Origin of the sequence: Stenotrophomonas mexicanensis (assembly GCF_032911605.1) — a bacterium.
GTDB classification, from domain to species: domain Bacteria; phylum Pseudomonadota; class Gammaproteobacteria; order Xanthomonadales; family Xanthomonadaceae; genus Stenotrophomonas; species Stenotrophomonas maltophilia_A.
Genome location: NZ_JAWJTG010000024.1, coordinates 1 through 24,918, shown reverse-complemented (window position 1 = coordinate 24,918; position 24,918 = coordinate 1). Strand labels below are relative to the sequence as shown.

At 66.8% G+C, this 24,918-nt stretch carries 19 protein-coding genes; 8 read left to right on the top strand and 11 right to left on the bottom strand.

What is annotated here, in order from left to right; translation table 11 throughout:
- Positions 1 to 30: 30 nt before the first annotated feature.
- Complete coding sequence (locus R1L06_RS11825) at positions 31 to 1,179, bottom strand: efflux RND transporter periplasmic adaptor subunit (RefSeq protein ID WP_032128781.1); 1,149 nt, start codon at positions 1,177 to 1,179, stop codon at positions 31 to 33.
- 129 nt (positions 1,180 to 1,308) lie between these two features.
- On the opposite strand from R1L06_RS11825, the gene R1L06_RS11820 reads away from it, so the two are divergent.
- Both R1L06_RS11820 and R1L06_RS11815 read left to right on the top strand, forming a co-directional pair.
- Entirely contained in the window at positions 1,309 to 2,025 is a 717-nt protein-coding gene (locus R1L06_RS11820) for a response regulator (RefSeq protein ID WP_020424480.1), read from the top strand.
- Positions 2,025 to 3,101, top strand: a complete 1,077-nt coding sequence (locus tag R1L06_RS11815; protein ID WP_032128780.1) for an ATP-binding protein — start codon at positions 2,025 to 2,027, stop codon at positions 3,099 to 3,101. Before R1L06_RS11820 ends, R1L06_RS11815 begins: the two co-directional genes overlap by 1 nt.
- Here R1L06_RS11815 and R1L06_RS11810 read toward each other — a convergent pair.
- From R1L06_RS11810 to R1L06_RS11800, 3 genes are all read right to left on the bottom strand, one after another.
- Complete coding sequence (locus R1L06_RS11810; protein ID WP_498371070.1) at positions 3,079 to 4,977, bottom strand: Lnb N-terminal periplasmic domain-containing protein; 1,899 nt, start codon at positions 4,975 to 4,977, stop codon at positions 3,079 to 3,081. The genes R1L06_RS11815 and R1L06_RS11810 overlap by 23 nt on opposite strands.
- Before the next feature lie 10 nt (positions 4,978 to 4,987).
- Positions 4,988 to 5,287, bottom strand: a complete 300-nt coding sequence (locus R1L06_RS11805) for a DUF2388 domain-containing protein (RefSeq protein ID WP_014037036.1) — start codon at positions 5,285 to 5,287, stop codon at positions 4,988 to 4,990.
- A 62-nt stretch (positions 5,288 to 5,349) separates the two neighbouring features.
- A complete protein-coding gene (locus tag R1L06_RS11800; protein WP_317217793.1) occupies positions 5,350 to 6,738 on the bottom strand; it encodes a D-2-hydroxyglutarate dehydrogenase in 1,389 nt (462 codons plus the stop codon).
- A gap of 169 nt (positions 6,739 to 6,907) precedes the next feature.
- Between R1L06_RS11800 and serA the strand changes: the two genes are divergently transcribed.
- Positions 6,908 to 8,149 (top strand): phosphoglycerate dehydrogenase, encoded by a 1,242-nt coding sequence (gene serA / locus R1L06_RS11795; RefSeq protein ID WP_012510908.1) that lies wholly within the window; start codon positions 6,908 to 6,910, stop codon positions 8,147 to 8,149.
- 78 nt (positions 8,150 to 8,227) lie between these two features.
- On the opposite strand, the gene R1L06_RS11790 is transcribed toward serA, so the two are convergent.
- On the bottom strand, positions 8,228 to 8,842 hold the full coding sequence (locus tag R1L06_RS11790; protein ID WP_317217792.1) for an NUDIX hydrolase: 615 nt from the start codon (positions 8,840 to 8,842) through the stop codon (positions 8,228 to 8,230).
- Between the two features lie 133 nt (positions 8,843 to 8,975).
- Here R1L06_RS11790 and R1L06_RS11785 point away from each other — a divergent pair, with 133 nt between their 5' ends.
- The 5 genes from R1L06_RS11785 (at position 8,976) to mtnC (ending at position 14,584) form a co-directional block, all read left to right on the top strand.
- Positions 8,976 to 10,451, top strand: a complete 1,476-nt coding sequence (locus tag R1L06_RS11785; RefSeq protein ID WP_121503164.1) for an amino acid permease — start codon at positions 8,976 to 8,978, stop codon at positions 10,449 to 10,451.
- Positions 10,452 to 10,533: 82 nt separating this feature from the next.
- Positions 10,534 to 11,961 carry an amino acid permease gene (locus R1L06_RS11780; protein WP_049407148.1) on the top strand — a complete coding sequence of 476 codons (1,428 nt, stop codon included), beginning with the start codon at positions 10,534 to 10,536 and terminating at the stop codon, positions 11,959 to 11,961.
- Between the two features lie 632 nt (positions 11,962 to 12,593).
- A complete protein-coding gene (locus tag R1L06_RS11775; protein ID WP_317217791.1) occupies positions 12,594 to 13,235 on the top strand; it encodes a methylthioribulose 1-phosphate dehydratase in 642 nt (213 codons plus the stop codon).
- A gap of 92 nt (positions 13,236 to 13,327) precedes the next feature.
- Positions 13,328 to 13,885 carry a 1,2-dihydroxy-3-keto-5-methylthiopentene dioxygenase gene (locus R1L06_RS11770; protein ID WP_014037028.1) on the top strand — a complete coding sequence of 186 codons (558 nt, stop codon included), beginning with the start codon at positions 13,328 to 13,330 and terminating at the stop codon, positions 13,883 to 13,885.
- A 3-nt stretch (positions 13,886 to 13,888) separates the two neighbouring features.
- Positions 13,889 to 14,584 carry an acireductone synthase gene (gene mtnC, locus R1L06_RS11765; protein WP_317217790.1) on the top strand — a complete coding sequence of 232 codons (696 nt, stop codon included), beginning with the start codon at positions 13,889 to 13,891 and terminating at the stop codon, positions 14,582 to 14,584.
- An 86-nt stretch (positions 14,585 to 14,670) separates the two neighbouring features.
- Here the strand turns inward: mtnC and R1L06_RS11760 are convergent, their stop codons facing one another.
- The 6 genes from R1L06_RS11760 to R1L06_RS11735 form a co-directional block, all read right to left on the bottom strand.
- A complete protein-coding gene (locus R1L06_RS11760; protein ID WP_317217789.1) occupies positions 14,671 to 17,289 on the bottom strand; it encodes a beta-mannosidase in 2,619 nt (872 codons plus the stop codon).
- Positions 17,290 to 17,380: 91 nt separating this feature from the next.
- Positions 17,381 to 18,607, bottom strand: a complete 1,227-nt coding sequence (locus R1L06_RS11755; protein ID WP_100468325.1) for an AGE family epimerase/isomerase — start codon at positions 18,605 to 18,607, stop codon at positions 17,381 to 17,383.
- Entirely contained in the window at positions 18,604 to 19,599 is a 996-nt protein-coding gene (locus tag R1L06_RS11750) for a carbohydrate kinase family protein (RefSeq protein ID WP_032130344.1), read from the bottom strand. Before R1L06_RS11750 ends, R1L06_RS11755 begins: the two co-directional genes overlap by 4 nt.
- A gap of 7 nt (positions 19,600 to 19,606) precedes the next feature.
- On the bottom strand, positions 19,607 to 20,863 hold the full coding sequence (fucP, locus tag R1L06_RS11745; protein WP_373695424.1) for an L-fucose:H+ symporter permease: 1,257 nt from the start codon (positions 20,861 to 20,863) through the stop codon (positions 19,607 to 19,609).
- Positions 20,864 to 20,979: 116 nt separating this feature from the next.
- Entirely contained in the window at positions 20,980 to 22,029 is a 1,050-nt protein-coding gene (locus R1L06_RS11740; protein ID WP_032130346.1) for a LacI family DNA-binding transcriptional regulator, read from the bottom strand.
- Positions 22,030 to 22,125: 96 nt separating this feature from the next.
- A complete protein-coding gene (locus R1L06_RS11735; protein ID WP_317217788.1) occupies positions 22,126 to 24,591 on the bottom strand; it encodes a GH92 family glycosyl hydrolase in 2,466 nt (821 codons plus the stop codon).
- Positions 24,592 to 24,918: the final 327 nt, after the last annotated feature.

Genomic DNA, 24,918 nt, shown 5'->3' with positions numbered 1-24,918 from the left:
TTTTCCTGGAGGGGCTGGCCCGGGAAAGGCTCAGCCCTTGCTGCCGGCCTGCACCGCGCCGGCGCTGGCGACCGGCACCTGCCAATCGCGCGCATCGACCACCACGCCTTCCTGCAGGCGTTCCTGGCCCTCGACCACCACCTTTTCGCCCGCCTTCAGACCGGTGCGCACCAGCCACTGGCGATCAACGCTGCCGTCGACCTCCAGCGTACGGATCACCGCCTTGCCATCGCCACCGATCACCCAGGCATAAGCCTGGCCACCGGCGCTGCGCAGCACGGCCTGCTGCGGCACGGTCAGCGCACTGGCCGGCGCACCCCGCGGCACTTTCGCGCGCACATACATGCCGGGCAGCAGCTGGCGCTGCGGGTTGTCGACCAGGATGCGGAGGATCACATCACCGGTACGCGCATCGACGTTGATGCCGGAGAACAGCATCTGGCCACGCTCGGACAGCGGCTTGCCGGCGGCACCGATGATCGTCACCGGCAGCTCGCCACCACCGGCAGCACTGCGCTGCAGCGATTCCAGCTGGGCCGCCGGCTGGCGCACATCGACGTAGACCTGGTCGATCTGCTGTACCACCGCCATCGGCTCGGCATCGGCCACGCCGACCAGTGCGCCTTCGGTCACCAGCGCCTGATCGATGCGGCCGGCAATCGGCGCGCTGACCGTGGCATAGCGCAGGTCGAGCTGGCGACGGGCCAGGATCGCGCGCGCTTCATTCACCGCGGCACGGGCCTGTTCGTACTCGGCACTGGCATCGTCGCGATGCTGCTGGCTGACGGCCTGTGCCGCGGCCAGTGCATGCAGGCGCTGCGACTGCACGCGACTGCGGCCCAGGGCGGCCTCGCTGCGCTGCAGCGCGGCCAGTGCCGAATCGACATCGGCACGGAAGGCCGCCGGATCGATCTGGAACAGGGCCTGGCCGGCGTCTACTTCCGCGCCCTGGTCAAACAGCCGGCGCTGCACGATGCCACCCACCTGCGCTCGGATCTGCGCGGTGCGCACGGCAGCCACGCGGCCAGGCAGTTCGTCGTCACGCTGCACCACCTGCGGGCCGACGGTAACCACGCTCACGCGGGGTGCGGCTTCGGGCGTGGCTTCGGGGGTGGAGCAGGCCGTCATGGCCAGGGCGAGGGCCGCGATCAACGCGACCGGAGTCCTGAAGGTTCTCATTGCTGTGCACAATGCCGCGCGGGCGGCTGATAGGTTCTGAAGAACCCAGTGTGCGTGGCGATGATGGGGTTTCGATGGAGGAACTGTGGAGATACGATGGAGGCAAGCACCTTAAGGCCCCGCCCCTGCATGCATGCCGCCCCTGCCCTCGCCGCCCTCGTCCTGATCGTCGAGGATGAGGCCGAGATCGCCGACATTCTTACCGCCTATCTGGAACGCGAAGGACTGCGTACGCTGCGCGCCGCCGACGGCCACAGTGCACTGGACCTGCATCGCAGCGCCCGCCCCGACCTGGTCCTGCTCGATGTGCAGCTGCCGCGGCTGGATGGCTGGAGCGTGCTGACCCAGCTGCGCCAGCGCGGCGAGACGCCGGTGATCATGCTGACCGCACTGGACCAGGACCTGGACAAGCTGACCGCACTGCGCATGGGCGCTGATGACTACGTGGTCAAACCATTCAATCCGGCCGAAGTGGCGGCGCGCGTGCGCGCCGTGCTGCGGCGTACGTTGCGCGCCTCGCGCGTGGACGCCCCGACCGCGCTGCGGGCGGGCCCGCTGCTGATCGACTCGGCCACCCACGCCGTGCACGTGGAGGGCGAAGGCTACAGCCACGAAGTGCTGCTCACGCTCACCGAGTTCAAGCTGCTGCACTGCATGGCGCTGGCGCCGACGCGCATCTTCAGCCGCAGCGAACTGATGCACGAATGCCTGCCGGAAAGCGAGGCGCTGGAGCGCACGGTCGACAGCCATGTCAGCAAGCTGCGCCGCAAGCTGGATGAAGTGGGCATGGTCAATGTGCCGGCCAGCGTGCGTGGCGTCGGCTACCGGTTGATGGCCGACCGCTGATGGCCCGCCTGCGCCGCTCCGGGCTCAGCCGCCACATCATCGTCTCGATGTCGCTGATGGTGATCGGCGTCATCGTGATGATGATCCTGTCATCGTGGCTGCTGTATGCGGTCCTGGTCGAATTCTTCCCCGGCACTACCGAGGAGCCGGAAAGCTGGCTGCCGACCGGCCCTGAACTGGCATGGATGGTCGGCGTGATCCTGACCGGCCTGGCGCTGGCCATCGCCGCCTCGTTCCGTCTTGCCCATCGCATCCTGTCGCCGTTGAATTCGCTGGTGGACAGCGTGCGCGCGCTCGCGGGCGGCGACCTCGGTGCTCGTGCCAGCGTCGAGGAAAACTCGCCGGGCGAAGTGGCCACCTTGGTCGAGGACTTCAATGCCATGGCGCGGCGGCTGCAGCACGTGGAGAGCGAGCGTGCGATGTGGCATGCAGCCATCGCCCATGAACTGCGGACTCCGGTGACGATCCTGCGCGGCCGCCTGCAGGGCCTGGCCGAGGGCGTCTTCCAGCCGGACGAATCACAGTTCCGCAGCCTGCTCGCCCAGGTCGAGGGCCTGTCACGACTGATCGAGGATCTGCGCGTGCTGAGCCTGTCCGACAATGCGCGGCTGGACGTGCGCCGCGCACGTACCGACGTGGTGGCCGAAGTGCATTCGGTGATGACCCTGGTCGATCCCCAGTTCCGCGCCGCCGGCTTCGTGCTGGAGCTGGAAACCAGCCGCGAAGAACACAACGCGCACTGCGACCCGACCCGCCTGCGCCAGGCGCTGCTGGCGCTGCTGGAGAACGCGCGCCGCTATGCCAGCCCGGGCAAGGTGCGGATTGCCGTGCATGACACACCGGGCCATGTGCAGGTAGCGATCGAGGATGAGGGCCCGGGCATCGACCCTGAGCTGCACGCCGACATCTTCTCTCCGTTCATGCGTGCCGACGGTTCGCGTTCGCGCCAGGGTGGCGGTAGCGGGCTCGGCCTGGCGGTGGTCAAGGCCATCGCCGACGCGCACGGCGGCCGCGTCTACTGCACGGCGGGCAACGCTGGTGGCAGCCGTTTCGTTATCGAGCTGCCGCGCCAATAGCCGGCGTGGCTGCCTGTTCCCGCAGGCGGGCACCGAGCGCAGCGAGGTTGGCGTCGATCGCATCCATTTCGTTGCGCTGCTTCTCCGGCAGCTGCTGACGCAGCTGTACGCGCAGCGCCTGCCAGGCCGGCACCGCCTGTGCGCTGGCGGTGGCAACCGCTTCGGCCAGCACCGCCTGCTCATCGGTCAGCGGCAACCCGTAGCCGCCGTCCGCCAGCAGCGTACCCGGGCGCAGCCATTGCCCACCCTGCTCCAGCAACTGGCGCAGGCCCCGGGTCTCGGCACTGTCCGGTGCGGCCAGCAGGCGCCGTTTCAGCACATCGCGCGCGCGCAGCTCGGCGCGGCGTTGCGCAGCCTGTTCCAGCAGCAGCAGGCCGGCGCTTGCGCGCAGGTCGCCCTGCAGCAACCACAGCGCACGCTGCTGTGCGGGCAGCTTCAACCAGCCGCGTACGTCGCGTGCGGGCAATGCCAGCTGGGCTGCCGCCACGCCGAACAACTGCTGGTAGTGATCGCGTGCCGAGGCGAAGTAGTAACCCTGCGCCTGTGCTGCATTGCGGTCCGTGAGTACCTGCTCGTCCAGCACATGCAGCTGCGACAGCCGACGCTTCAAACCACGCGGACTCAGCTGGGCCAGCCCGACCTCCCCCAGCCGCGGCACACCCGCCTGCAGCAGCTTGGCGGTTTCCACCGCGCAGTTGTTGCTGACGAAGTAATAGCGCCCGTCATAGCTCCAGTGCACCTGCGCAGTGCGCTCGAGCAGGCTGGCGATCTCGCCGGGCGACAACTGCAACGGCAGCGACTGCAACCCGCGCAGTTCCACCTTGGTGTACTCGTCCACCACCTGCTGCAGCGGCAGCACGAACAGTCGCGACGGGTAGCCACCGGTAAGGCCACGCCAGTTGGAAATCTGCACGTCACCAACGAAGGCACGGAACGAAAGCACGCGGTGGTATTCCAGGTCCAGGCGACAGTCCGGCCCCGGCGCACGGCCCGGCCGGCAGATCACCAGCCGCAGCATGCTGTGGCCCCAGCGGCTCATCGGCTGCGCGCTGCCTTCGGCAAACAGGTAGTCCACCGCGTAGACACGTGCCGGGTCGAGTTGCAGCAACGACGCCGCGCCCTCTTCCGGTTCGGCCTGCAGCAATGGCAACGTGGTCGCGCAGTGCGACTGCGGCAGCGATGTCGGGGTTCCGAAATGGGCCTGGTACCACTGCGCCAGTGCCGGGCGCCGGCAGGCAAACTCGCTGTCGAGCACGAAATGCTCGGCGTTCACTGCCAGGTACTCGGCCGGATCCTTCAGTTCATAGGCGTCCGGACTACGGTCACGGAAATCGTTGTCTCCACGGCCGATATGCCAGGGCTTGCGCTGCCATCCGGCCAGATCACGCCAGCGCATACTGCGCGACCAGTTCGCCCCCGTACGGTCTGCAACATGGGTCAGTTCGTGTACCAGCGCGCTGCGTCGCGCACGCCGCGCACCGGGCATGCCGTCATCCAGCAGATCGCGGCGCAACGTGATGCGGCCGGCGAAGGCGCGGCCATGCACCTCGGCGGGAAGGCCATCACTCCAGCGCACCTGCACCTGCGCCGGCAGGGCGCGCAGCAGGCCATCTGGCAACAATGACTGCACGTCGGCCAGGGTCTGCGTCGCCACCTGCTGCTGTGCAGGGCTCAGCCCCGCAGGATCGAGCTGCAGGCGATCAGCCGCGTGCGCGACATGAGCGATCAGCAGTAGAGCCACGCCGTGCGTGGCTGCGTTCCACCGCCCAAACCACTGTAGAGCCGAGCCATGCTCGGCTGCTGTTGGGATCCGCGTGCGCTGGGCGTTCAGCCGAGCATGGCTCGGCTCTACAGAAAGCGATGACGCCGAGGTCATGCAGCCCGGATCAACGCGCCAGCAGCGCGCGGGCCAGTTCCAGGTCGCTCTGTTGCTGCGCGGCAGTGCTCTGCTCACGCAGGTGGACCAGCGCGGCTTGCAGGCGGGCACCACGGATCTGGCCATCGCTTGCGACGAACGCAGCGGCATCGTCGCGTGCAGCCAGCACCACCTTGTCGTCACCCGAGCTGCTGCCCGAGGAACCGGAGGAAGCACCCGTGGCCGAACCGGCCGACGTGCCGGCGAAGCTGGAAGCGAAGCCGGCCAGCGGCAGGGACAGCAGGGCGAGCAGCAGAAGCGGACGGGTCATCGGTTCGAAGCCGGTTGTTAGGAAGCGTGGAGCGTAACGGGTGCGTGAAGGATTTGCCCGGCTCAAACGTCGAACAGCTTGCCGGGGTTCAGCCGCGCTTGGGGATCGAACGCGCGTTTGACCGCCTTCATCAGGGCGATCTCGGCCGGGCCGCGGGTGCTGTCCAGGTAGCCCTTCTTGACCAGACCGATGCCGTGCTCGGCCGAGATGCTGCCGTCGAAGCGGGCCAGCACCTGCGCCAGCAGCTTGGTTACGTGCTCGCATTGCGCCACGAAATCAGCGTCACTGGTGTCGTCCGGCTTGAGCACGTTGATGTGCAGATTGCCGTCGCCGATGTGGCCGAACCACACCACATCGAAATGCGGGTAGGCCTGCCCGATCAGCGCCTGGGTCTCGGCCAGGAACGCCGGCATCGACGAGATCCGCACCGAAACATCGTTCTTGTAGGGCTTGTAACGGGCAAGCGACTCAGTGATGCCTTCGCGCAGGCGCCACAGCTGCGCGGCCTGCGCGTCGCTGGCACTGATCACGCCATCGCTGACCCAGCCATTGCCCATGCAGTCCTCGAACGCGGCCATCGCAGCCGCTTCCTGGGCCTCGTCGCCGGCCGCGAACTCGGTCACCACGTAATACGGGTGCACTTCGTCGAACGGCGCCTGCGCGCCATGCGCCAGCACGTGCTCCAGCGCCCGGTCGGTGAAGAATTCGAAGGCCTGCAGCTGCAGGCGCGCGCGGAACGCGGCGAATACCTGCATCAGCACCTCGAAGCTGGGTACGGCCAGCAGCATCACATTGCTGGCCGGTGGCGGATCGGTCAATTTCACCGTGGCTTCGACGATCACGCCCAGCGTGCCTTCCGAGCCGATCAGCAGCTGGCGGAAGTCGTAGCCGCTGGAGTTCTTGATCAGGCCCTTGTTGAGCTCCAGCAACTCGCCATCAGCCGTGACCACTTTCAGCCCGGCGATCCACTCGCGGGTGTTGCCGTAGCGGATCACGCGGATGCCACCGGCATTGGTAGCGATGTTACCGCCGATCGAGCAGGACCCGCGCGCGGCGAAATCCACCGGGTAGATCAGGCCGTGATCCAGCGCAGCGTTGTGCACGGCCTCCAGCGGCATGCCGGCCTGCACCACCAGGGTGCGATCGACCGCGTCGTAGGCCAGTGCCTTGTTCATCCGTTCCAGGCTGAGCACCAGCTCGCCGTTGGCGGCCACCGCGCCACCCGAGAGGCCGGTGCGGCCACCGGACGGCACCACGGCCACGCCCTCGCCTACGCTCCAGCGCATCACCGCCTGCACTTCCTCGACCGTGGCCGGCAGTGCGATCGCCAGCGGCGCCGGCGTCCAGCGCCGGGTCCAGTCGCGCCCGTAATGCTCCAGGTCGGACGGATCGGTCTTCAGCTTCAGGCCGGGGCAGGCTTGTTGCAGCGAGGCAATGCGGGAATCGGTCATGACGGTCCAGCGCGGTGCGTGAAGAACGGGCAAGCGTGCCAGCGGCACGCGCCAGCGTCCAGCCCCGCAGCCGTGCAGATAGCTACGGATGCAACCAATTGCGCACTGCACCATGGCCGCTGCGATCTGGCATAGTGGTCAGCCCCTGTCCCACTGGCCGTGTCGCCCCATGTCGCCGAAGAAGACCTCGTTCCCGAAGCAGGATATCCGCGTGCTGTTGCTGGAGGGGGTCAGCCAGACCGCCGTGGAGGTATTCAGCGCCGCCGGCTACAGCCAGATCGAAGCGCACACCAAGGCGCTGCCCGAGGACGAACTGAAGGCACGCATCGCCGAGGCGCATATCGTCGGCATCCGTTCGCGCACCCAGCTCAGCGCCGAAGTGCTGGCCGAGGCCAAGCGCCTGATCGCGGTGGGCTGCTTCTGCATCGGCACCAACCAGGTCGACCTGGACGCGGCCGAGCTGGCCGGCATCCCGGTGTTCAACGCGCCGTACTCCAACACCCGCAGCGTGGCCGAACTGGTGATCGCCGAGGCGATCATGCTGACCCGCGGCATTCCGCAGAAGAACGCCGAATGCCATCGCGGCGGCTGGTCGAAGTCGGCCAGCGGCAGCCATGAAGTGCGCGGCAAGACGCTGGGCATCATCGGTTACGGCCACATCGGCACCCAGGTCGGCGTGCTGGCCGAATCGCTGGGCATGCAGGTGATCTTCCACGACGTGGAAACCAAGCTGGCACTGGGCAATGCCCGTGCGGCGGCCAGCCTGGACGACCTGCTGGCGCGCGCCGACATCGTCACCCTGCACGTGCCGGAGACCCCGTCCACGCAGTGGATGATCGGCAGCACCGAGCTGGCGAAGATGCGCAAGGGCGCGCACCTGATCAATGCCGCGCGCGGCACCGTGGTCGACATTGATGCGCTGGACGCGGCCCTGGCCAGCGGCCACGTCGGCGGCGCCGCGCTGGACGTGTTCCCGGTCGAGCCGAAGGGCAATGGCGATATCTTCGAATCGCCGCTGACCCGCCACGACAACGTGATCCTGACCCCGCACGTCGGTGGCAGCACGCTGGAAGCGCAGGACAACATCGGCATTGAAGTAGCGGCCAAACTGGTGCGCTACAGCGACAACGGCAGCACCCTGTCGGCGGTCAACTTCCCGGAAGTGACCCTGCCCGAGCACGCCGACAGCCTGCGCCTGCTGCACATCCACCAGAACGTGCCGGGCGTGCTGTCCAAGGTCAACGAGATCTTCTCGCGCCACAACGTCAACATCGACGGCCAGTTCCTGCGCACCGACCCGAAGGTGGGCTACGTGGTGATCGACATCACCGCCAGCGAGGAACAGGCCGCCGCCGTGCGCGACGAGCTGGCCGCGATTCCGGGCACGCTGCGCACGCGCATCCTGTACTGAAAAAAGGGGACGGAGGGGATTAAGTCGTTTGCGGCACCTGCGGCATAAACGACTTAATCCCCTCCGTCCCCTTTTTCATCAACGCGCCAACCACCGGCGCGCCATGCGCTGCATGGATTCGTCCGATTCCGGATCGGCCGCGACCTCGGTCACCGGCCGCCAGGCCAGCTCCAGCGATTCCTCGCTGAGCACGAAGGCCTCGCCACCCAGCGCCCGGATCACGAAACGCACGTCGTAGTGCCAGTGCCCCGGCACGTCCTTGCGCTCCGGAATCCAATGCTTGTCCAGATCGAAGATGGCCGGGTCTTCCAACACCAGGCCGCTCAGGCCCGACTCCTCCTCGGCTTCCTTCAGCGCCACCTGGGCCAGGTCGCGGTCGCCGTCGGCGTGGCCGCCCAGCTGCAGCCAGCGCTGCAGCTTGCGGTGATGGGTCAGCAGCAGGCGCTGGCCGTCGGCACTGACCAGCCAGCAGCTGGCGGTGAAGTGGCCGGCCAGCCGCTCGCGCCGGAACGGATCTTCCGGATCGTCCAACAATGTGCCGAATTCGGCAGCCAATGCGTCGTGGGCGGGCTCGCGGCGGGCGTAGTCCCGCAGCAGGCCACGCAGGCGATCGTCAAGCACTGCAAGGGTTTCGGTGGTCTGGCTCATGAATGGGCGGCGTTTGGAAAAATACTGCTCATTATCGCCGTTCATTGTTGCGATTGCGCTTGTGCGTTGGCTTCAGCTTTGGCTAAGGTACAGCGGGCCGTTCGCGCGGCCTTCACCATTCCAGGGTTGCCGGCAACGTATCGGCGGCCCACCCAATCCGATCACTAGGAAGTACTGCATGCTGAAAGCTCTGTTGAGGGTCAAGCCGGTTGAACCGGCCGGGCACGTCGATGCTGGCGAACCCATCGAAGGCAGCCTGGACGGCGAAGCCACGTTGAAACGGACCCTCACGGCTAAACACCTCATCCTGCTTGGCGTGGGTGCGGTGATCGGCGCAGGTATCTTCGTGCTGACCGGCCAGGCTGCGGCCAACCACGCTGGCCCGGCAGTGATGCTGTCGTTCGTCATCGCCGGTTTCGCCTGCGCCCTGGCGGGCCTGTGCTACGCCGAATTCGCGGCGATGATGCCGGTCTCCGGCAGCGCCTACTCCTACTCCTACGCCACCCTCGGCGAGGGCATGGCCTGGTTCATCGGCTGGTGCCTGGTACTGGAATACCTGTTCGCCTCGGCCTCGGTCGCGGTGGGCTGGTCGGCATACCTGATCAGCTTCATCACCACCACGCTGCACATGCCGTTCCCGGATGCGCTCAGCGCAGCCCCGATCGCCTGGACCGGCAGCGAGTTCATCGCCTCGGGCAAGCTGTTCAACCTGCCGGCAGTACTGATCGTGGCGGCGGTGTCCGGCCTGCTGTACGTGGGCGTGACCCAGTCGGCCTTCGTCAACGCGATCATCGTGGCGATCAAGGTCACCGTCATCTGCCTGTTCATCGGCATCGGCGCGGCCCACATCGACCCGGCCAACTGGCAGCCGTTCATCCCGGAAAACACCGGCGTGGCGGGTGAGTTCGGCTGGAGCGGCGTGTTCCGTGCGGCCACCATCGTGTTCTTCGCCTACATCGGCTTCGATGCGGTCTCCACCGCCGCCGGCGAAACCAAGGACCCGCAGCGCAACATGCCGATCGGCCTGCTCGGCTCGCTGGCCGTGTGCACCATCGTCTACATCATCGTCTGTGCGGTGCTGACCGGCATGATGCCGTACCACCTGCTGGGCACCGACAAGCCGGTGGCCACCGCGCTGGAACCCTACCCGACCCTGTCCTGGCTGAAGACCCTGGTCGAGATCGGCGCCATCGCCGGCCTGTCCTCGGTGGTGCTTGTGATGATGATGGGCCAGACCCGCATCGCCTACACCATCTCCCGCGACGGCCTGCTGCCGAAGTTCTTCGGCAGGGTCCACGCCCGCTTCCGCACCCCGTACGTCGCCACCATCGTGGTCGGCGTGATCGCCGCCGCACTGGCCGGCCTGGTACCGCTGAACGTGCTGGGTGAACTGGTCTCGATGGGCACCCTGCTGGCCTTCGCCACGGTCTGCATCGGCGTGCTGGTGCTGCGCTATACCAAGCCGGAGATTCACCGCCCGTTCCGCGTGCCGGCGGTGTGGATCATCTGCCCGCTCGGCGCAGCCACCTGCCTGTTCCTGTTCTGGCAGGCGTTCGTTGTGCACTGGCACCTGTTCGTTGGCTGGACGCTGCTCGGCCTGCTGATCTACCTGGGCTACGGCATCCGCAACAGCAAGCTGGCCAAGTCGCCCTGATCCGCCTACGGGCCGGCCTCGCGCCGGCCCGTCCGTTTTCCCCGCGCGCCGGTCATGGCGCGCATCGACAAGACCACCACACATGTTCAAGCAACTGTGGGCCACCAAGCACCCGCATGCCGCCCATGAAGACGCCAACGGCCTGAGCCTGCGCCGCCACCTCGGCCCCTGGGGGCTGACTGCCCTGGGTATCGGCGCGGTGATCGGCGGCGGCATCTTCGTCATCACCGGCCAGGCCGCCGCCAACCACGCCGGCCCGGCCATCATGCTGTCCTTCGTACTGGCCGCCATCTGCTGCGCCTTCTGCGCGCTGGCCTACGCGGAATTCGCCTCGATGGTGCCGGTTTCCGGCAGCGCCTACACCTATACCTACGCCACCTTCGGCGAGCTCTCCGCCTGGTTCATCGGCTGGATGCTGGTGCTCGAGTACGGCGTCTCCGCCTCGGCGGTCGCGGTCAGCTGGACCGGCTATTTCCTCAGCCTGCTCAGCCAGTTCGACATCCATCTACCGGCGGCGCTGGTCAGTGCCCCACTCGATGCACAGCTGCGCCCCACCGGCGCGATCGCCAACCTGCCGGCCGCCGCGCTGGTACTGCTGCTGACCTGGCTGTGCTACGTCGGCATCAGCAAGTCCTCGGCGATGAACATGGCAATGGTCGTGCTGAAGACCGGCCTGATCCTGCTGGTCATCGTGGTCGGCTGGAAGTACGTGGACACCAGCAACTGGACCCCGTTCATTCCGGCCAACGAAGGCCCCGGCAAGTACGGCATGGAAGGCGTGCTGCGTGGCGCGGCGATGGTGTTCTTCGCCTACATCGGTTTCGAGGCGGTGTCGGTGGCGGCGCAGGAATCGAAGAACCCGCAGCGCGACATGCCGTTCGGCATGATGCTGTCGCTGGTGATCTGCACCGTGCTGTACATCGCGATGGCCGCAGTGATGACCGGCCTGGTGCCGTTCCAGCTGCTGGGCACCGACGAGCCGGTGGTGACCGCGGTGGCCGCGCATCCGCAGCTGGGTTGGTTGCGTTGGGTGGTCGAGGTCGGCGCGCTGGTCGGCCTGTCTTCGGTGGTGCTGGTGATGATCATCGGCCAGCCGCGCATCTTCATGATCATGGGGCGCGACGGCCTGCTGCCGCCGGTGTTCACCAGGATCCACCCGAAGTACCGCACCCCGCACATCAACACCGTGATCACCGGCATCGGCATCGCCCTGCTGGCGGCGCTGTTCCCGCTGGACATCCTGGGCGAGCTGACCTCGATGGGCACGCTGATCGCGTTCGCGGCGGTGTGCGCGGGCGTGCTGATCCTGCGCCGCACCCAGCCGGACCTGCCGCGTCCGTTCCGCATGCCGATGGCGTGGCTGATCTGCAGCCTGGGCGTGCTGAGTTGCCTTGCGCTGCTGTCGGCGATGACGATGCACAACTGGATGCTGATGGGCGTGTGGACGTTCGTTGGTTTCGTGATCTATTTCTGCTACGGCTTCAGGCACAGCCGCCTGCGGGTGAAGTAAAGGGATTGCAGGGCCTGCGGCCCTGCACCCGCCTTTGAAGCCGGAGCAACGGCAACAGCTGGGCTGAGGGGTTTGGCGGGGAGGCATGGGTTCGCGGGGGACGCCGTGAATCCGTCCATGGAGGCTTAGCCGCGCCATCCATGGCGCGGATACCCCCGCGAACCCATGCCTCCCCGCCCATGACAGTCTCCCGGCGCATCCGGTGGATCCACGCCATGCGTGGATGAGACGTTCTCATGAACGAATATTCCGGAATCAATGATTCTGTAGAGCGGAGCCATGCTCGGCTCCGAGCGAAGCGACCCGCTTTTGCCTTTCCTTCTTCACTCCGTGGCTGGCCGCACGCCGGAACCTGTCAGAGGCGGGGCGGGTGGGCCGTGCAGGGGCGTTGGCGCCATGGATGGCGCCATCGAGCTTACAGGGGTGAGGGCGCTTTGCCTGCGAAGCACTGCTTCGCGAGTGACCGAACGCCCAGCCGCCAGCGGCTGGGCCTGGCCCCGGAGGGGGACTTGCAGCGTCCCCTGCACGGCCCACCCGCCCCGCCACCCCCATGAATCGCTTTCCGTGACCAACCAACCACCTCCCAGCCACGAGGGGCTCAGCCGTTGGCCGAATCCAGTAAAATCGCCCGCATGAACACCCCCACCTTCCCCTACGACACCGCGCGCCTGAGCGAACTGGCCCAGCTGCTGATCGACAACGTCCGCGAACTGGCCCACGCCGGCTGGACCCCGGCCACCAGCAGCAACTTCTCCCACCGCCTGGACGACCGCCACGCCGCGATCACCGTCTCCGGCAAGGACAAGGGCCGCCTGATCGAGGACGACATCATGGTGGTGGACTTCGACGGCCAGGCCGTCGGCCGCCCGCTGCGCCCGTCTGCCGAGACCCTGCTGCACACCCAGCTGTACCGTCGCTTCCCGGAGATCGGCTGCGTGCTGCACACCCACTCGCCGGTGCAGACCATCGCCTCGCGCCTGTACGCGCCGCAGGGCCACATCCGAGTGGAAGGCTACGAGCTGCTGAAGGCCTTCGCCGGCAACAGCACCCACGAGATGGCCATCGATGTTCCGGTGTTCGCCAACACCCAGGACATGAACGTGCTTTCGAAGCAGGTCGATGACCTGCTCGACCGGCAGAACCTGTGGGGCTACCTGATCGATGGCCACGGCCTGTATGCCTGGGGCCGCGACATGGCCGAAGCGCGCCGGCACATGGAAGCCTTCGAGTTCCTGCTGCATTGCGAGCTGGAGCTGCGCAAGCTGCGCGGCTGAACCCGCATGCAGGTGTAGATGCCGATCCGGAATCTGCGCCCTGCCCCCACCCTGCTACCCTGTCTTCCCCCCGAGACGTTCAAGCTGCCGCCATGAGCCGACTGCGCATCTACGACGACACCCGCCCCGAATCGCCGCTTCTGGATACCCAGGACGGCGCGGTCATCGCTGCCGAACTGCAGAAGATCGGCGTCACCTTCGAGCGCTGGCAGGCCACCGCACCGGTCGCACCGGGCGCCAGCCAGGATGAAGTGTTCGCCGCTTACCGCGCCGACATCGACCGCCTGGTTGCCGAGCGCGGCTTCAAGAGCGTGGACGTGGCCTCGATCGCCCCGGACAACCCGAACCGCGCCGAGCTGCGCAGGAAGTTCCTCGACGAACACTTCCACAAGGAAGACGAGGTGCGCTTCTTCGTCGCAGGCTCCGGCCTGTTCACCCTGCACGTGGGCGACAAGGTCTATGAGATCGAGTGCGTGAAGGACGACCTGATCGCCGTGCCCGACGGCACCACCCACTGGTTCGACATGGGCGATGAGCCCAGCTTCGTGGCGATCCGCTTCTTCACCGAGCCGGATGGCTGGGTCGGTCACTTCACCGGCACCGACATCGCGCAGAAATTCCCCCGTTACGTACCTACCCAGGCATCCTGATCCATGCAGCCCCGCGTCATCCTGACCGATATCGAAGGCACCACCAGCAGCATCTCGTTCGTCAAGAACGTGCTGTTCCCCTATGCCCGCAAGGCGCTGCCCGCGTTCGTCGCCGAGCACGGCCAGCAGCCGGAAGTCCGCCGTTGGCTGGATGCGGTGGCTACCGAGATCGGCGGCGCCTGCCAGGACAGCCTGGTAGCCGAGACGCTGCAGGGCTGGATCGACCAGGACCGCAAGCACACCGCACTGAAGGCGCTGCAGGGCCTGATCTGGGACGAAGGCTACCGCCGCGGCGACTACACCGCGCACTTCTACCCGGAAGTGGCGCCGGTGCTGAAGGGCTGGCACGCCTCCGGCCTGCCGCTGTACGTGTACTCCTCCGGCTCGGTGCCGGCGCAGAAGCTGTTCTTCGGCTTCAGCGATGCCGGTGACCTCAGCCCGCTGGTATCGGGCTGGTTCGACACCGAAGTCGGCGGCAAGCGCGAGGCCGACAGCTACCGCCGCATCGTGCAGGCCATTGGCGTGCCGGCCGGCGAGATCCTGTTCCTGTCGGATGTGGTGGAAGAACTGGATGCTGCCCGCGAAGCCGGCCTGCAGACCCGCCTGATTGATCGCCTGGATGACTACCCGCTGCCGCGCACCGGCCGGGCCGCCAACGGCCACGAGCGGGTCGAGAATTTCCAGCAGATCCAGCTGTAAGCAAGAAAAAGGGGACGGAGGGGATTAAGTCGTTTGGGGCCCATGTGTGCCACAAACGACTTAATCCCCTCCGTCCCCTTTTTTGCTCAACGGTCGTTGAGGGTCTTCACCTTCAGCGCTTCGCGAAGGGTAACCAGATCCACCGGACCGCGCACCGCGATATCGCGGGTTTCGCCCGGCAGCAGGTCCAGCAGGTTGTCTTCGACCTGCACATCCAGCGCGCCGAAATCGATCCACGTCGCGCGCACATACGCCGCGCTTTCCAGCCGCAGGCGATAGTGGTCGCCCTCGATGCTCAAGGCAGCCTTCAGCTTCTGTCGGGGCAATACCTGGTCCTTCGCTTCGACGAAACCGACCACCTGGCGGGCACTCACCGCCCCGTTCTGCAGCAGTTCGAACACCGCCACCGTGCGCTTCGGGTCGGCACCGGCCAACAATTCGGCATCGCGGAAATCACCGATCGAAGTGACACCGGCAGCGGCCAGGGTCACCGCGTCCTCGCGACGACGCAGCACCTTGCCGTCCACATCCATCACCCGCAACCGCCAACGTGCATCCAGCGCGGCGCCATCATTGATCAGGCGCACCCGCGTGCTGCCCTCATCACGCAATGCCGCCAGCGTGAGCGGCGCAAAGAAGCGCCGCGCGGCGAAGTGCAGCGCCTTCCAGCGGCCGAAGTAATCCACGCTGGACCACGAGGCACCGGGCCAGACATCGTTGAGCTGCCAGTACAGCGAACCCATCGTGTACGGCCGCGAGGCGCGATGGTGCAGCGCCGCCAGCGCGATGCCATCGGCCTGCATCACCTGGCTGAGGTAGACGAAGTCCTCGAAGTCCTTCGGCGTGCCGTAGCCCAGTTCGATGTAGTGCAGCAGGCGGCTGTTGCCCTCGCCGGCCATGAATTTCTGGTGCGCGCGGATCACCGGGCTGTCGATGCGCTGCTCGGCGCGGGTGGCGATCTGGTCAACCGTCGCCACCGAAGGCCACGCCTGTAGCCCGTACTCGGACATGAAGCGAGGCGTTTCGCGCAGGTAGGCCTGCACCGGCAACGCCGGATTGCCCCAGACCTGCCAGTAGTGCTTGTCGCCGCGGGTCGAGTCGTTGGCCTTCTCATCCAGATCATTGCTGGGCGAACTGGACCAGTACGGTACGCCCAGCCCTTCCTCACCCACCACCTGGCGCAGGTCATTGCCGAACAGGTCGACGTAGCCCTGCCAGACCTTCGCTGCAAACGCCGGGTCAGCCGCCTTCAGGTCGCGGCCGTGGCCCCAGTCCTTCCAGGCGGTTTCTTCCTCGTTGTTGCCACACCACAGCACGATGCTGGGGTGATGGCGCAGCCGGCGCACGTTGTCGCGCGCCTCGGCCACCACGCTGGCACGGAAGGTCGGATCGTAGCCCGGCTGCATGCCGCCGCCGAACATGAAATCCTGCCAGACCAGCAGGCCCAGCTCATCGGCGATGTCGAAGAACGCATCTTCCTCGTAGTAGCCGCCGCCCCAGTTGCGCAGCATGTTCATGTTGGCGTCGCGCGCGGCGGTCAGCACCTGGCGCAGTCGTGCGGCATCGACACGTGCGGGGAAGGCATCGAACGGAATGACGTTGGCGCCCTTGGCGAAGATCTCCACACCGTTGATGACGAAGGCGAAGCCCTGCCCGCCCCTGGCGTCTTCCTCGCGGCGCAGTTCGACCGTGCGCAGGCCGATGCGCTGCTCGCGCGCCAGCGTTGCATCGCCGCCGCCATCCAGGCGAGCCTGCACGGTATAGCGATCCTGAGCACCATGGCCCACCGGCCACCAGCGCCGCGGCGTGGCCAGCTCAACCGGCAGCTCAACCGTATTCTGGCCTGGCTTCAGCAACACCGTGCGTTGCACCTGCGCCACGTTGCGGCCTTCCGGATCACGCACATCCACATTCACCAAGGCCGAACCCGCTGCAGCACCCTGCTCCACCTGCAGCAGCACCGCCAGCTTCGCCTGCTCCGCGCTCAATGCATCGGTACGCACGGCCAGATCGGTCAGGCGGTGCGCGTCCCAGGCCTGCAGGTCGACTCCGCGCCAGACACCGGCGGTGACATAGCGCGGGCCCCAGTCCCAGCCGAAGTGATAGGCCGGCTTGCGCGCGAAGTTGCCGACCATCGCGTCTTTGGGCTCATCCCCATAGGGCGACGGATAGTTCCCGGCGATCTTGTGCGGCATCGCCTGTACGCTCGGCAGCAGCGTGCGGATCGGTGAGCGGAACACGATCTGCAATTCGTTGCCGCTCGCGCGCAGGCGCCCGTCCACACGTGCATGCCATGTGCGGTGCGCGTTGTCCGCGCGCAGCAGCGGCTTGCCGTTGAGGCTGACCTCGGCGTAGGTATCCAGCCCGTCGAAACGCAGTTCGGCATTCGGCTTGGCCAGCGTCGTGGCGTCCACGTCAAAGCGGGCGCGGTACTCCCAGGCAGCCAGGCCGATCCATTGCAGCTCGGCCTCGGGTGCACCGACGTACGGATCGCGGATCAGCCCATGCGCCAGCAGGTCGGTGTGCACGCTGCCCGGCACCTTCGCCGCCCGCCATTGCTGCAGGCCTGGGTGGGCTGCACCCTCGGCGTCGCCGGGCAGCATGCGGAACTCCCACTGTGCCCGCAGAGGCGCCGCAGTTGCTGGGAAAGCGGACGCTGCGATCAGCAGCAGGAGCAGACGGACAACGAGGGAAATGCGATGCACGTGGCGCTCCTGTTTTTCCGCCGGGCGTGACCCAGCGCTACCGATTTCGGATTGCCAGGCATGGCCTGGCACTACTGCATTCGAACGATCTTCAACGCACGACGTTCAACACTTCGTAGCACGCGCCCATGGTGTGGTAATCCACCTTGCCGGCAGGGCTTTTCTCGTCGCTGTACTTGCGGTTGTCGGCATCGAGGATGCGGAACCATGCACCGTACTGGTGGTCGACGAAGTGCTCCCACGAATACGCCCAGATGCGTTCGTACCACTGCCAGTAGCGGTCATCGCCGGTACGCTTGGCCATCAGCGCGGCGGTCGCCAGCGTTTCGGCCTGCACCCAGAAATACTTGTCGTCGTCGCAGACGAAGCTGTCGCCGCCGATCGGGGCGCCGTCCATACCGGGCTGCCGGCGCGATTCAGGTGCGAAGCCGTAGTACAGGCCACCACGGGTGTCGTCCCAACTGCGTGCGACGGCGACGTCGAACAGATGCTGCGCGGTCGGCACCAGCCAGTCGGCCTGTACATGGCGATCGAGGATCAGCAGCAGTTTGGCCCACTCGGTCTGATGCCCCGGCTGGAAGCCCCACGGGCGGAACAGGTGCTTGGGATCGTCCAGGTTGTAGTCCCAGTCGATTTCCCAGTTCACATCGTAATGTTCCCAGACCAGGCCACCGGCCTTGGCGGCCTGGCGGCGGGTCATGTTGTCGGCCAGCTGCAGCGCGCGCTCGACATAGCGCTGCTCGCCACTGGCCTCGAACGCGGCCAGCATCGCCTCGCACATGTGCATGTTGGCGTTCTGGCCGCGGTAGCCAGTGAAGCTCCACTGGCCGTCAGCCTCGTCCTTGTACAGGCCATGCTGCGGCTCCCAGAAGCGTGCTTCCAGCAGCTGCCAGGTCTCGTCCATCCAGTCGCGCGCCTGCTCGATGCCCGCCTTCAGCGCGCAACTGTAGGCCAGCAGCACGAAGGCCACGCCGTAGCAGTGGTTCATATCGTCCTCGACCTTGCCGTCGCGCAGGGTCCAGGCATAACCGCCGGTGGCCGGGTTGCGGTGCACCTCGCGCAGATAGCGCACGCCATGCTCGACAGCCTCCCGGTACTCGGCATTGCCGAACTCGCGGTAGGCCATCGCATAGTTGAAGACGAAGCGGGTGCTGCTCACCAGGTGGCGGTGGCTGGCATCGTAGATGCTGCCGTCATCACGGAAGTAGTGGAAGAAACCGCCGTCCGGATCGATGCAGCGCGGGTGGTAGAACGCCATCGTGTCGGCGATATGCGCGCGCAGGAACGCGGGCGAACGGAAATCGGGCGAGGTGCTCATGCGGTAATGTCCTGGGCCTGCAGCAGCTGCTGCACTTCATCGAGCGAGGGCATCGCGGCGAACGCGCCCTTGCGGGTAACAGCCAGCGCACCCACGGCGGCACCGAAGCGCAGCGTGGCGGTGATCGCCTCCGGGTCCTGGCAGAACGCGGCAAAGCCTGCGCCCGCCCCACCACGCTCCAGCAGGCCGACCAGCACGCCACCGACGAAGGCATCGCCGGCGGCCGTGGTATCGACGGTGGCCACGCGGAAGCTGGTGACCGTGCCGTGGTTGTCGCGCGTGTACCAGTGCAGCGTGGCCGCACCATCGGTAACGATTACCCAGCGCGCCTGCGCGGCCAGAAGGCGCTTGAGCACCACTGACTCGCCATCGGCACCCAGCGGTGCCGCCAGGTAATCCAGCTCCTCGCGCGACAGCTTGACCAGGTCGGCGCGCTCCAGCGCCTGCCACAGGCGCGGCGTCGGATCTTCGTTGGCTGGCCACAGAGCCGGGCGCAGGTTGAGGTCCAGGCTGACCACCGCACCGGCGGCACGGGCGCGCTCCATGCCGGCGAAGGTCGCCTCGGCGATGGCCGGCTCGGTCAGGCTGTTGGAACAAACGTGGAAGCACTGCGCGCTGTCGAGGCACTCCGCCTGGAAGTCACTGTCACGGAACAGCAGGTCAGCCGCCGGCGGGCGGTAGAAACTGAAGCTGCGCTCGCCACTGGCATCCAGCGCGACGAAGGCCAGCGCAGTCTTGGCGGCGTCGGTGCGCACGATGTAATCCGTGCCCACGCCGTGCTCGACCAGACTGTCGGCCAGGAAGTCACCGAACATGTCGCGGCCAAGCATGCCGACGAACTGGGTCTTCGCCCCCAGCCGCGCAGCCGCCACCGCGACGTTGGCCGGCGCACCGCCGGCGTACTGCAGGAACGCGCGCGGGGTATCGGCCGAGGCGGGCGGCTGCGCTAGTAGATCGATCAAAATTTCGCCGAAGCAGACAATGGCACCCATTTCCGACTCAGCCTCCCTGCGTTGCGGAAGCCGGCGGGCGCGAACCCACCAGACCGTAGAAGATGATGTAGACGTAGCAGACCACCGGCAGCACGAAGCTGAGGTGCAGACCGATGCGGTCGGCCAGCATGCCCTGCAGCAGCGGGATGATCGCGCCGCCGACAATGGCCATGATCAACAGGCTGGACGCCTTGTTGGTCAGCGGGCCCAGGCGTTCGATGGCCAGCGAGAAGATGGTCGGGAACATGATGGAATTGAACAGACCGGTCGCCACGATGCCGTACAGCGCGACCTTGCCACCCGACGCCAGCGTGACGCCCAGCAGCACCACATTGGCCACTGCGAATCCGGCCAGCAGGCCGCGCGGCGAGTACTTGGCCAGCAACCACGCACCTGCAAAGCGACCAACCATGGCGCAGCCCCAGTAGGCCGACACATAGTGCGTGGCCTGCTGTTCAGTCATGCCGCCGATCTCCGGCAGTGCCAGGTAGTTCACCATCAGGCTGCCGATGGACACCTCAGCACCGACGTAGAAGAAAATAGCCAGCACGCCGAAAAGTACGTGCGGATGCTTGAGTGCATCCAGCAGCGTGTGGTGGCCGCTGTCGGCCTGCTCAGTGGTCTCGGTCAGGCTGGGCAGGCGGAACAGGTAGACGAACACTGCCAGCAGCACCAGTGCGATGGCCAGGCCCACGTACGGGCCCTGCACCGACTGCGCTTCGGCGGTACGGTAGGCAATCTGTTCGGCCACGGGCAGCGCGTTGATCTCGTCGCCGCTCTTCACTGCGGTGCTCAGAATCAGGAAACCACCAAACAGCGGCGCCAGAGTGGTACCCAACGAGTTGAGTGCCTGCGCCAGGGTCAGACGGCTCGATGCGGTCTGTTCCGGGCCCAGCAGCGCGACGTAGGGATTGGCTGCCACCTGCAGCACGGTAATGCCGGTAGCAAGTACGAACAGCGAACCAAGGAACGCTTCATAGGTGCGCAATGCGGCCGACGGCCAGAAGCCCAGCGCGCCCACGCCGGCGATCAGCAGGCCGGCGATGATGCCCTTCTTGTAGCCCAGGTGGGCCACCAGCCGACCGGCCGGCACCGACATCAGGAAGTACGCGCCGAAGAAGGTGAACTGCACCAGCATCGCGCGGGTGTAATTCAGTTCGAACACCGCCTTCAGGTGCGGAATCAGCACGTCGTTGAGGCTGGTCAGGAAGCCCCACATGAAGAATATGGTGGTGGCAACCGCCAGAGCAGCACGGACATTCATGACCGGCGCCTGGCTGCTGGAGGTACCCGATGGACGGGGCGTTGCGGAGATCGGCATGCGGTACGCGCCTCGATGCGCGGAAGGTCGTTGTTGCGTGGAAGGGGTGTACGGAGGAATCAGTTCGGTCGTGAGGCACTGCTTTCGCGGATGCGCAGCTGCACCGGCGCAACCGTGCGCCGTGGCGGCGCATCCGGTTCGTCCAGTCGTTGCAGCAGCAGCGCGGCAGCTTGCCGGCCCCGCTCGCGCGGATCGGCAGTGAGCGTGGTCAACGGCGGCACCGCGACCGACGCCTCGGAAATATCATCGAAACCGGTAACGGCGAAGTCGCCACCCGGGCGGATGCCACGCGAGTTCAAGCCCAGCATCAGGCCCAGCGCGACGGTGTCGTTGTAGCAGACCGCTGCACTCGGGCGATGTCCGTCGGCAAACAGCTCATCGGTGCGCGCCGCAGCTTCCAGGCGGTTCGGCGCCGACTCGATCATCCAGCCCGGCGGCAGCGACAGACCGGCCTCGGCCAGCGCCTGCTGGAAACCGGCACGGCGCTGGTGGCACGAGCTCGATGCAGCGTGGCCGCCAAAGAAGGCAATCTGGCGATGGCCGCGTTCGATCAGGTGGCGCGTGGCCAGATAGGCGCCGTGCTGGTTGTCCAGGGTCAGGAAATCCCAGTCGGCCCCGTCCAGCTCGCGGTTGAACAGCAGCACGTTGGCATTGGCACCTAGTGCCTGCCGCAGCAGCGCGGTATCGCTGCCCTCGGCCGGCGACAGGATCAGGCCGGCCGGGGTGTGCTCCATCAGCGTGGACAGCACCGCCTGCTGGCGCTCCGGCGATTCACCGGTACTGCCGAGCAGGGTCACGTAACCACGTCCACCCAGCGCCTCATCCACACCGGAGGCGAATTCGGCGAAGAAAGGGTTGGACAGATCGTTGATCACCAGCGCGATGCTCGACGAGGTCCGCCGGCGCAGGTTGGCCGCCGCGCGGTTGTAGACATAGCGCTGGCGGCGCAGTTCGGCCTCGACCTTGGCGCGGGTATCGACGTTGACCAGCGGGCTGCCGCGCAGCACCAGCGATACGGTTGCCCGTGACACGCCGATGGCACGCGCGATGTCGGTCACCGTCACCGCCTTGCCGGCGCGCTTGCTGGGACTGCTGCCGTTGTCGTTCATCGTCTTCCCGGACTCCGCTGGATGCTCAAGCCTAATGGATCAGGGCCCTGTCGTGCCGTGCCGTTCGCTGGGTCACCGCGAACGGCACAGTCCGTCTCAGCGCAGCTGGCTCCCCGGTGCCGCACACCAGGACACCGGCAGGTCCTTCACCGCCGTGCCCCAGCCCTGCTCCGGCGCCTTCGCATCGAGCGCGAACTGCAGGCGCGGGCCCTGCTGCAGCTGGTTCCAGTCCAGCCACACCGGTACATGCACCTGGCCATCGACCTGCACGCCCTGCACGTACTGCAGGCGGCGGCCATCGGCGCCCGGCGCGTCGATGCGCAGCGTGCGGCCATTGCCCATGTCCACTTCCACCTTGCTGAAACGCGGGGTGTGCAGCAGGAACTGGCCGCTGCCCGGCACCGCCGGATACACACCGATGGCACTGAACAGGTACCAGGCCGACATCGTGCCGAGGTCATCGTTGCCGGTCACGCCGTTGGGCGCATTGGTGAACAACTGCTGCGCGGCGCGCACCACGGCGGCGGTCTTCCACGGCTGGCCGATCAGCGTGTACAGCCACGGCGAGTGCAGGTCCGGCTCGTTGTTCGGGTTGTAGCGGAACTGGTTGTAATAGCTGTACGGCCCGACCACCCACTCCTTGCGGGCGGCATTGAGCGGATCGGCCTGCAGCGCGTCCATCGCGAAGAACGCATCCAGGCGTCGGCCGGCCTGTTCGCGGCCGTCCATCGCTTCGACCAGGCCCGGCACGTCCTGCTGCGCCAGCCACTGGTACTGCCATGCCGTGCCTTCATGGAAACCGTGGTGCGAGCGCGGGCTGTAGTGACCATCGGCCGGCGTGTACCACTGGCCGTCTTCGGTACGCGGGCGCGGGAAACCGGTGAAGCCGGACTCGGCGTCACGCACCTGCGGGTCCCACACCTTGCGCCAGTTGCGGCCGCGCTCACGCAGCGTCGCCGCGTCCTGCGCGTGGCCCAGGCCATCGGCCATCTGCGAGAGCGCACAGTCGGCCAGCGCATATTCCAACGTGGCCGAGCCGCCGTGGTGCGGATCGACGTCCATGCCCTTGGACGGGAACGCGCGGTCGTAGACCACATAGCCCTTGTCCAGGTAGGTCGGGTTACCGGAACGGCCGGCCATGCGCGAGTTCAGCGGCGGCGTGCCGAACGCATTGCGACGCAGCGCGTCCCAGGCCTGTGATTCGCGGCCCTTGAGCGCACCGAAGCGCCACAGGTCGACCATGAACGGCGTGACGGGATCGCCAGTCATGATGTTGGTCTCGAAGTTGGCATAGCCCCAGCGCGGCAGCCAGCCACCCTGCTCGTCGATCGCCAGCAGGGTACGGCCGATGTCACGCGCTACGTCCGGACGGGTCAGCGCCAGCCACTGGTTCTGCGCGCGGTAGGTATCCCACAGCGAGAAGTACTCGTAGTAGGTCCAGCCATCGGCACGGTGGATGCCATCGTCATAGCCGCGATAGCGGCCGTCGGCATCGTTGCCGGTCATCGGCTGCAGCAGCGCGTGGTAGGCCGCGCTGTAGAACACGGTGCGGTCATCGGCCGTACCGCCCTGCACACGTACCCGCCCCAGCTGCTCACGCCACGACTGCTGGGACAGCGCACGCATGCGGTCGAAACCGAGCAGCGCCCCACCCTGCATGCCGTCTGCGCGCAGATTGATGCGCGCGCCTTCGGCATCCACATGCGAGATCGCGCTGACCGCCGTCACCGATTGCCCCTTGGCCAGGTCAAAGCTGAGCCAGGCACCGTTCGGCTTCTGCTCGCCTTCCATGCTGTGGCGCGCACCCGGCAGGCCACCGCCTTCGCCCCAGGTACCGTGTGCCTTGAACGGGCGGTCGAACTCGATGCGGAACCAGGTGGTGTACTGATGGCCACCACAGAAACTCTTGGTGACCAGCTTGCCTTCCACCACGCGGTCGCCGACCACATCAACCACGCTGCCGATCACCGAGTGGCGCTCGTTCGCCTGGCCGACATTGACCAGCACGTGGCCATCGCCCTGGCGCTGGCTGAAGGTGTAGCGCTCGGCGGCGGCACGCGTACGCGCGGTGGTCTCGGCATCGATGCCGCCGTAGCTGGTCAGCCGCACCTTGTAATAGCCCGCCTGGCCAATCTCGCCGTCATGCGTGTACGACGCGGCATAGGCCTTGTGGTCAAACTTCTTCGCGTTGCCGGTATCGAAATCGCCGCCGGGACCGATCGAACCGGTCACCGGCAGCACCGACACCTGGCCACCCTGCTCCCAGCAACCTGCGCCGGAGATGAAGGAGTGGCCGAAACCGCGGATCTTCTCGTCGTCGTAGCGCCAGCCCGAATAGTGGCTGCCGATCGGGCTGACCTGGATCAGGCCGAACGGTGCCGACGCGCCCGGGAACGTGTTGCCGTCGTCCTTGCTGCCGATGAAGGTGTTGACCTCGCGCTCCAGCGCAGCCGGCGCGGCCTGCAGCAGCACCGGCACTGACGACAGTGCGAGCAGGCAGGCCAGGCGCAGCAGCGGGCGCGAGGACACTGGGACGGCGGGAGCGGACGGCACTGGACGCATGTCGGGTTCCTGTAGTCGATGAGGCGGAGGCAGACGGCCGGGGCCGTCCGGCACCGTTCCGCTGAGTCCCGCCACAACTGGCAGAGAGCTCCCCCTGGAATGACGCCCGACCCACCAGACCGTGGATTTAGATCGATTCAAGTAGAGCATGCAGGTTCAGCCGAATGCATTCTGCGGCGCAGCATGAGGGGGGGTGTTCGGCAGGGCTGCGCCCTGCACCCGCTCCGAGCTGGAGCAACAGCAACAGCAGAAGCTGATTTCCTGTGGGGAGACGGGGTGGGTCCGGTTGCGGGGGCCGCTGCAAGTACGTCCATGTAAGCTCGGTCG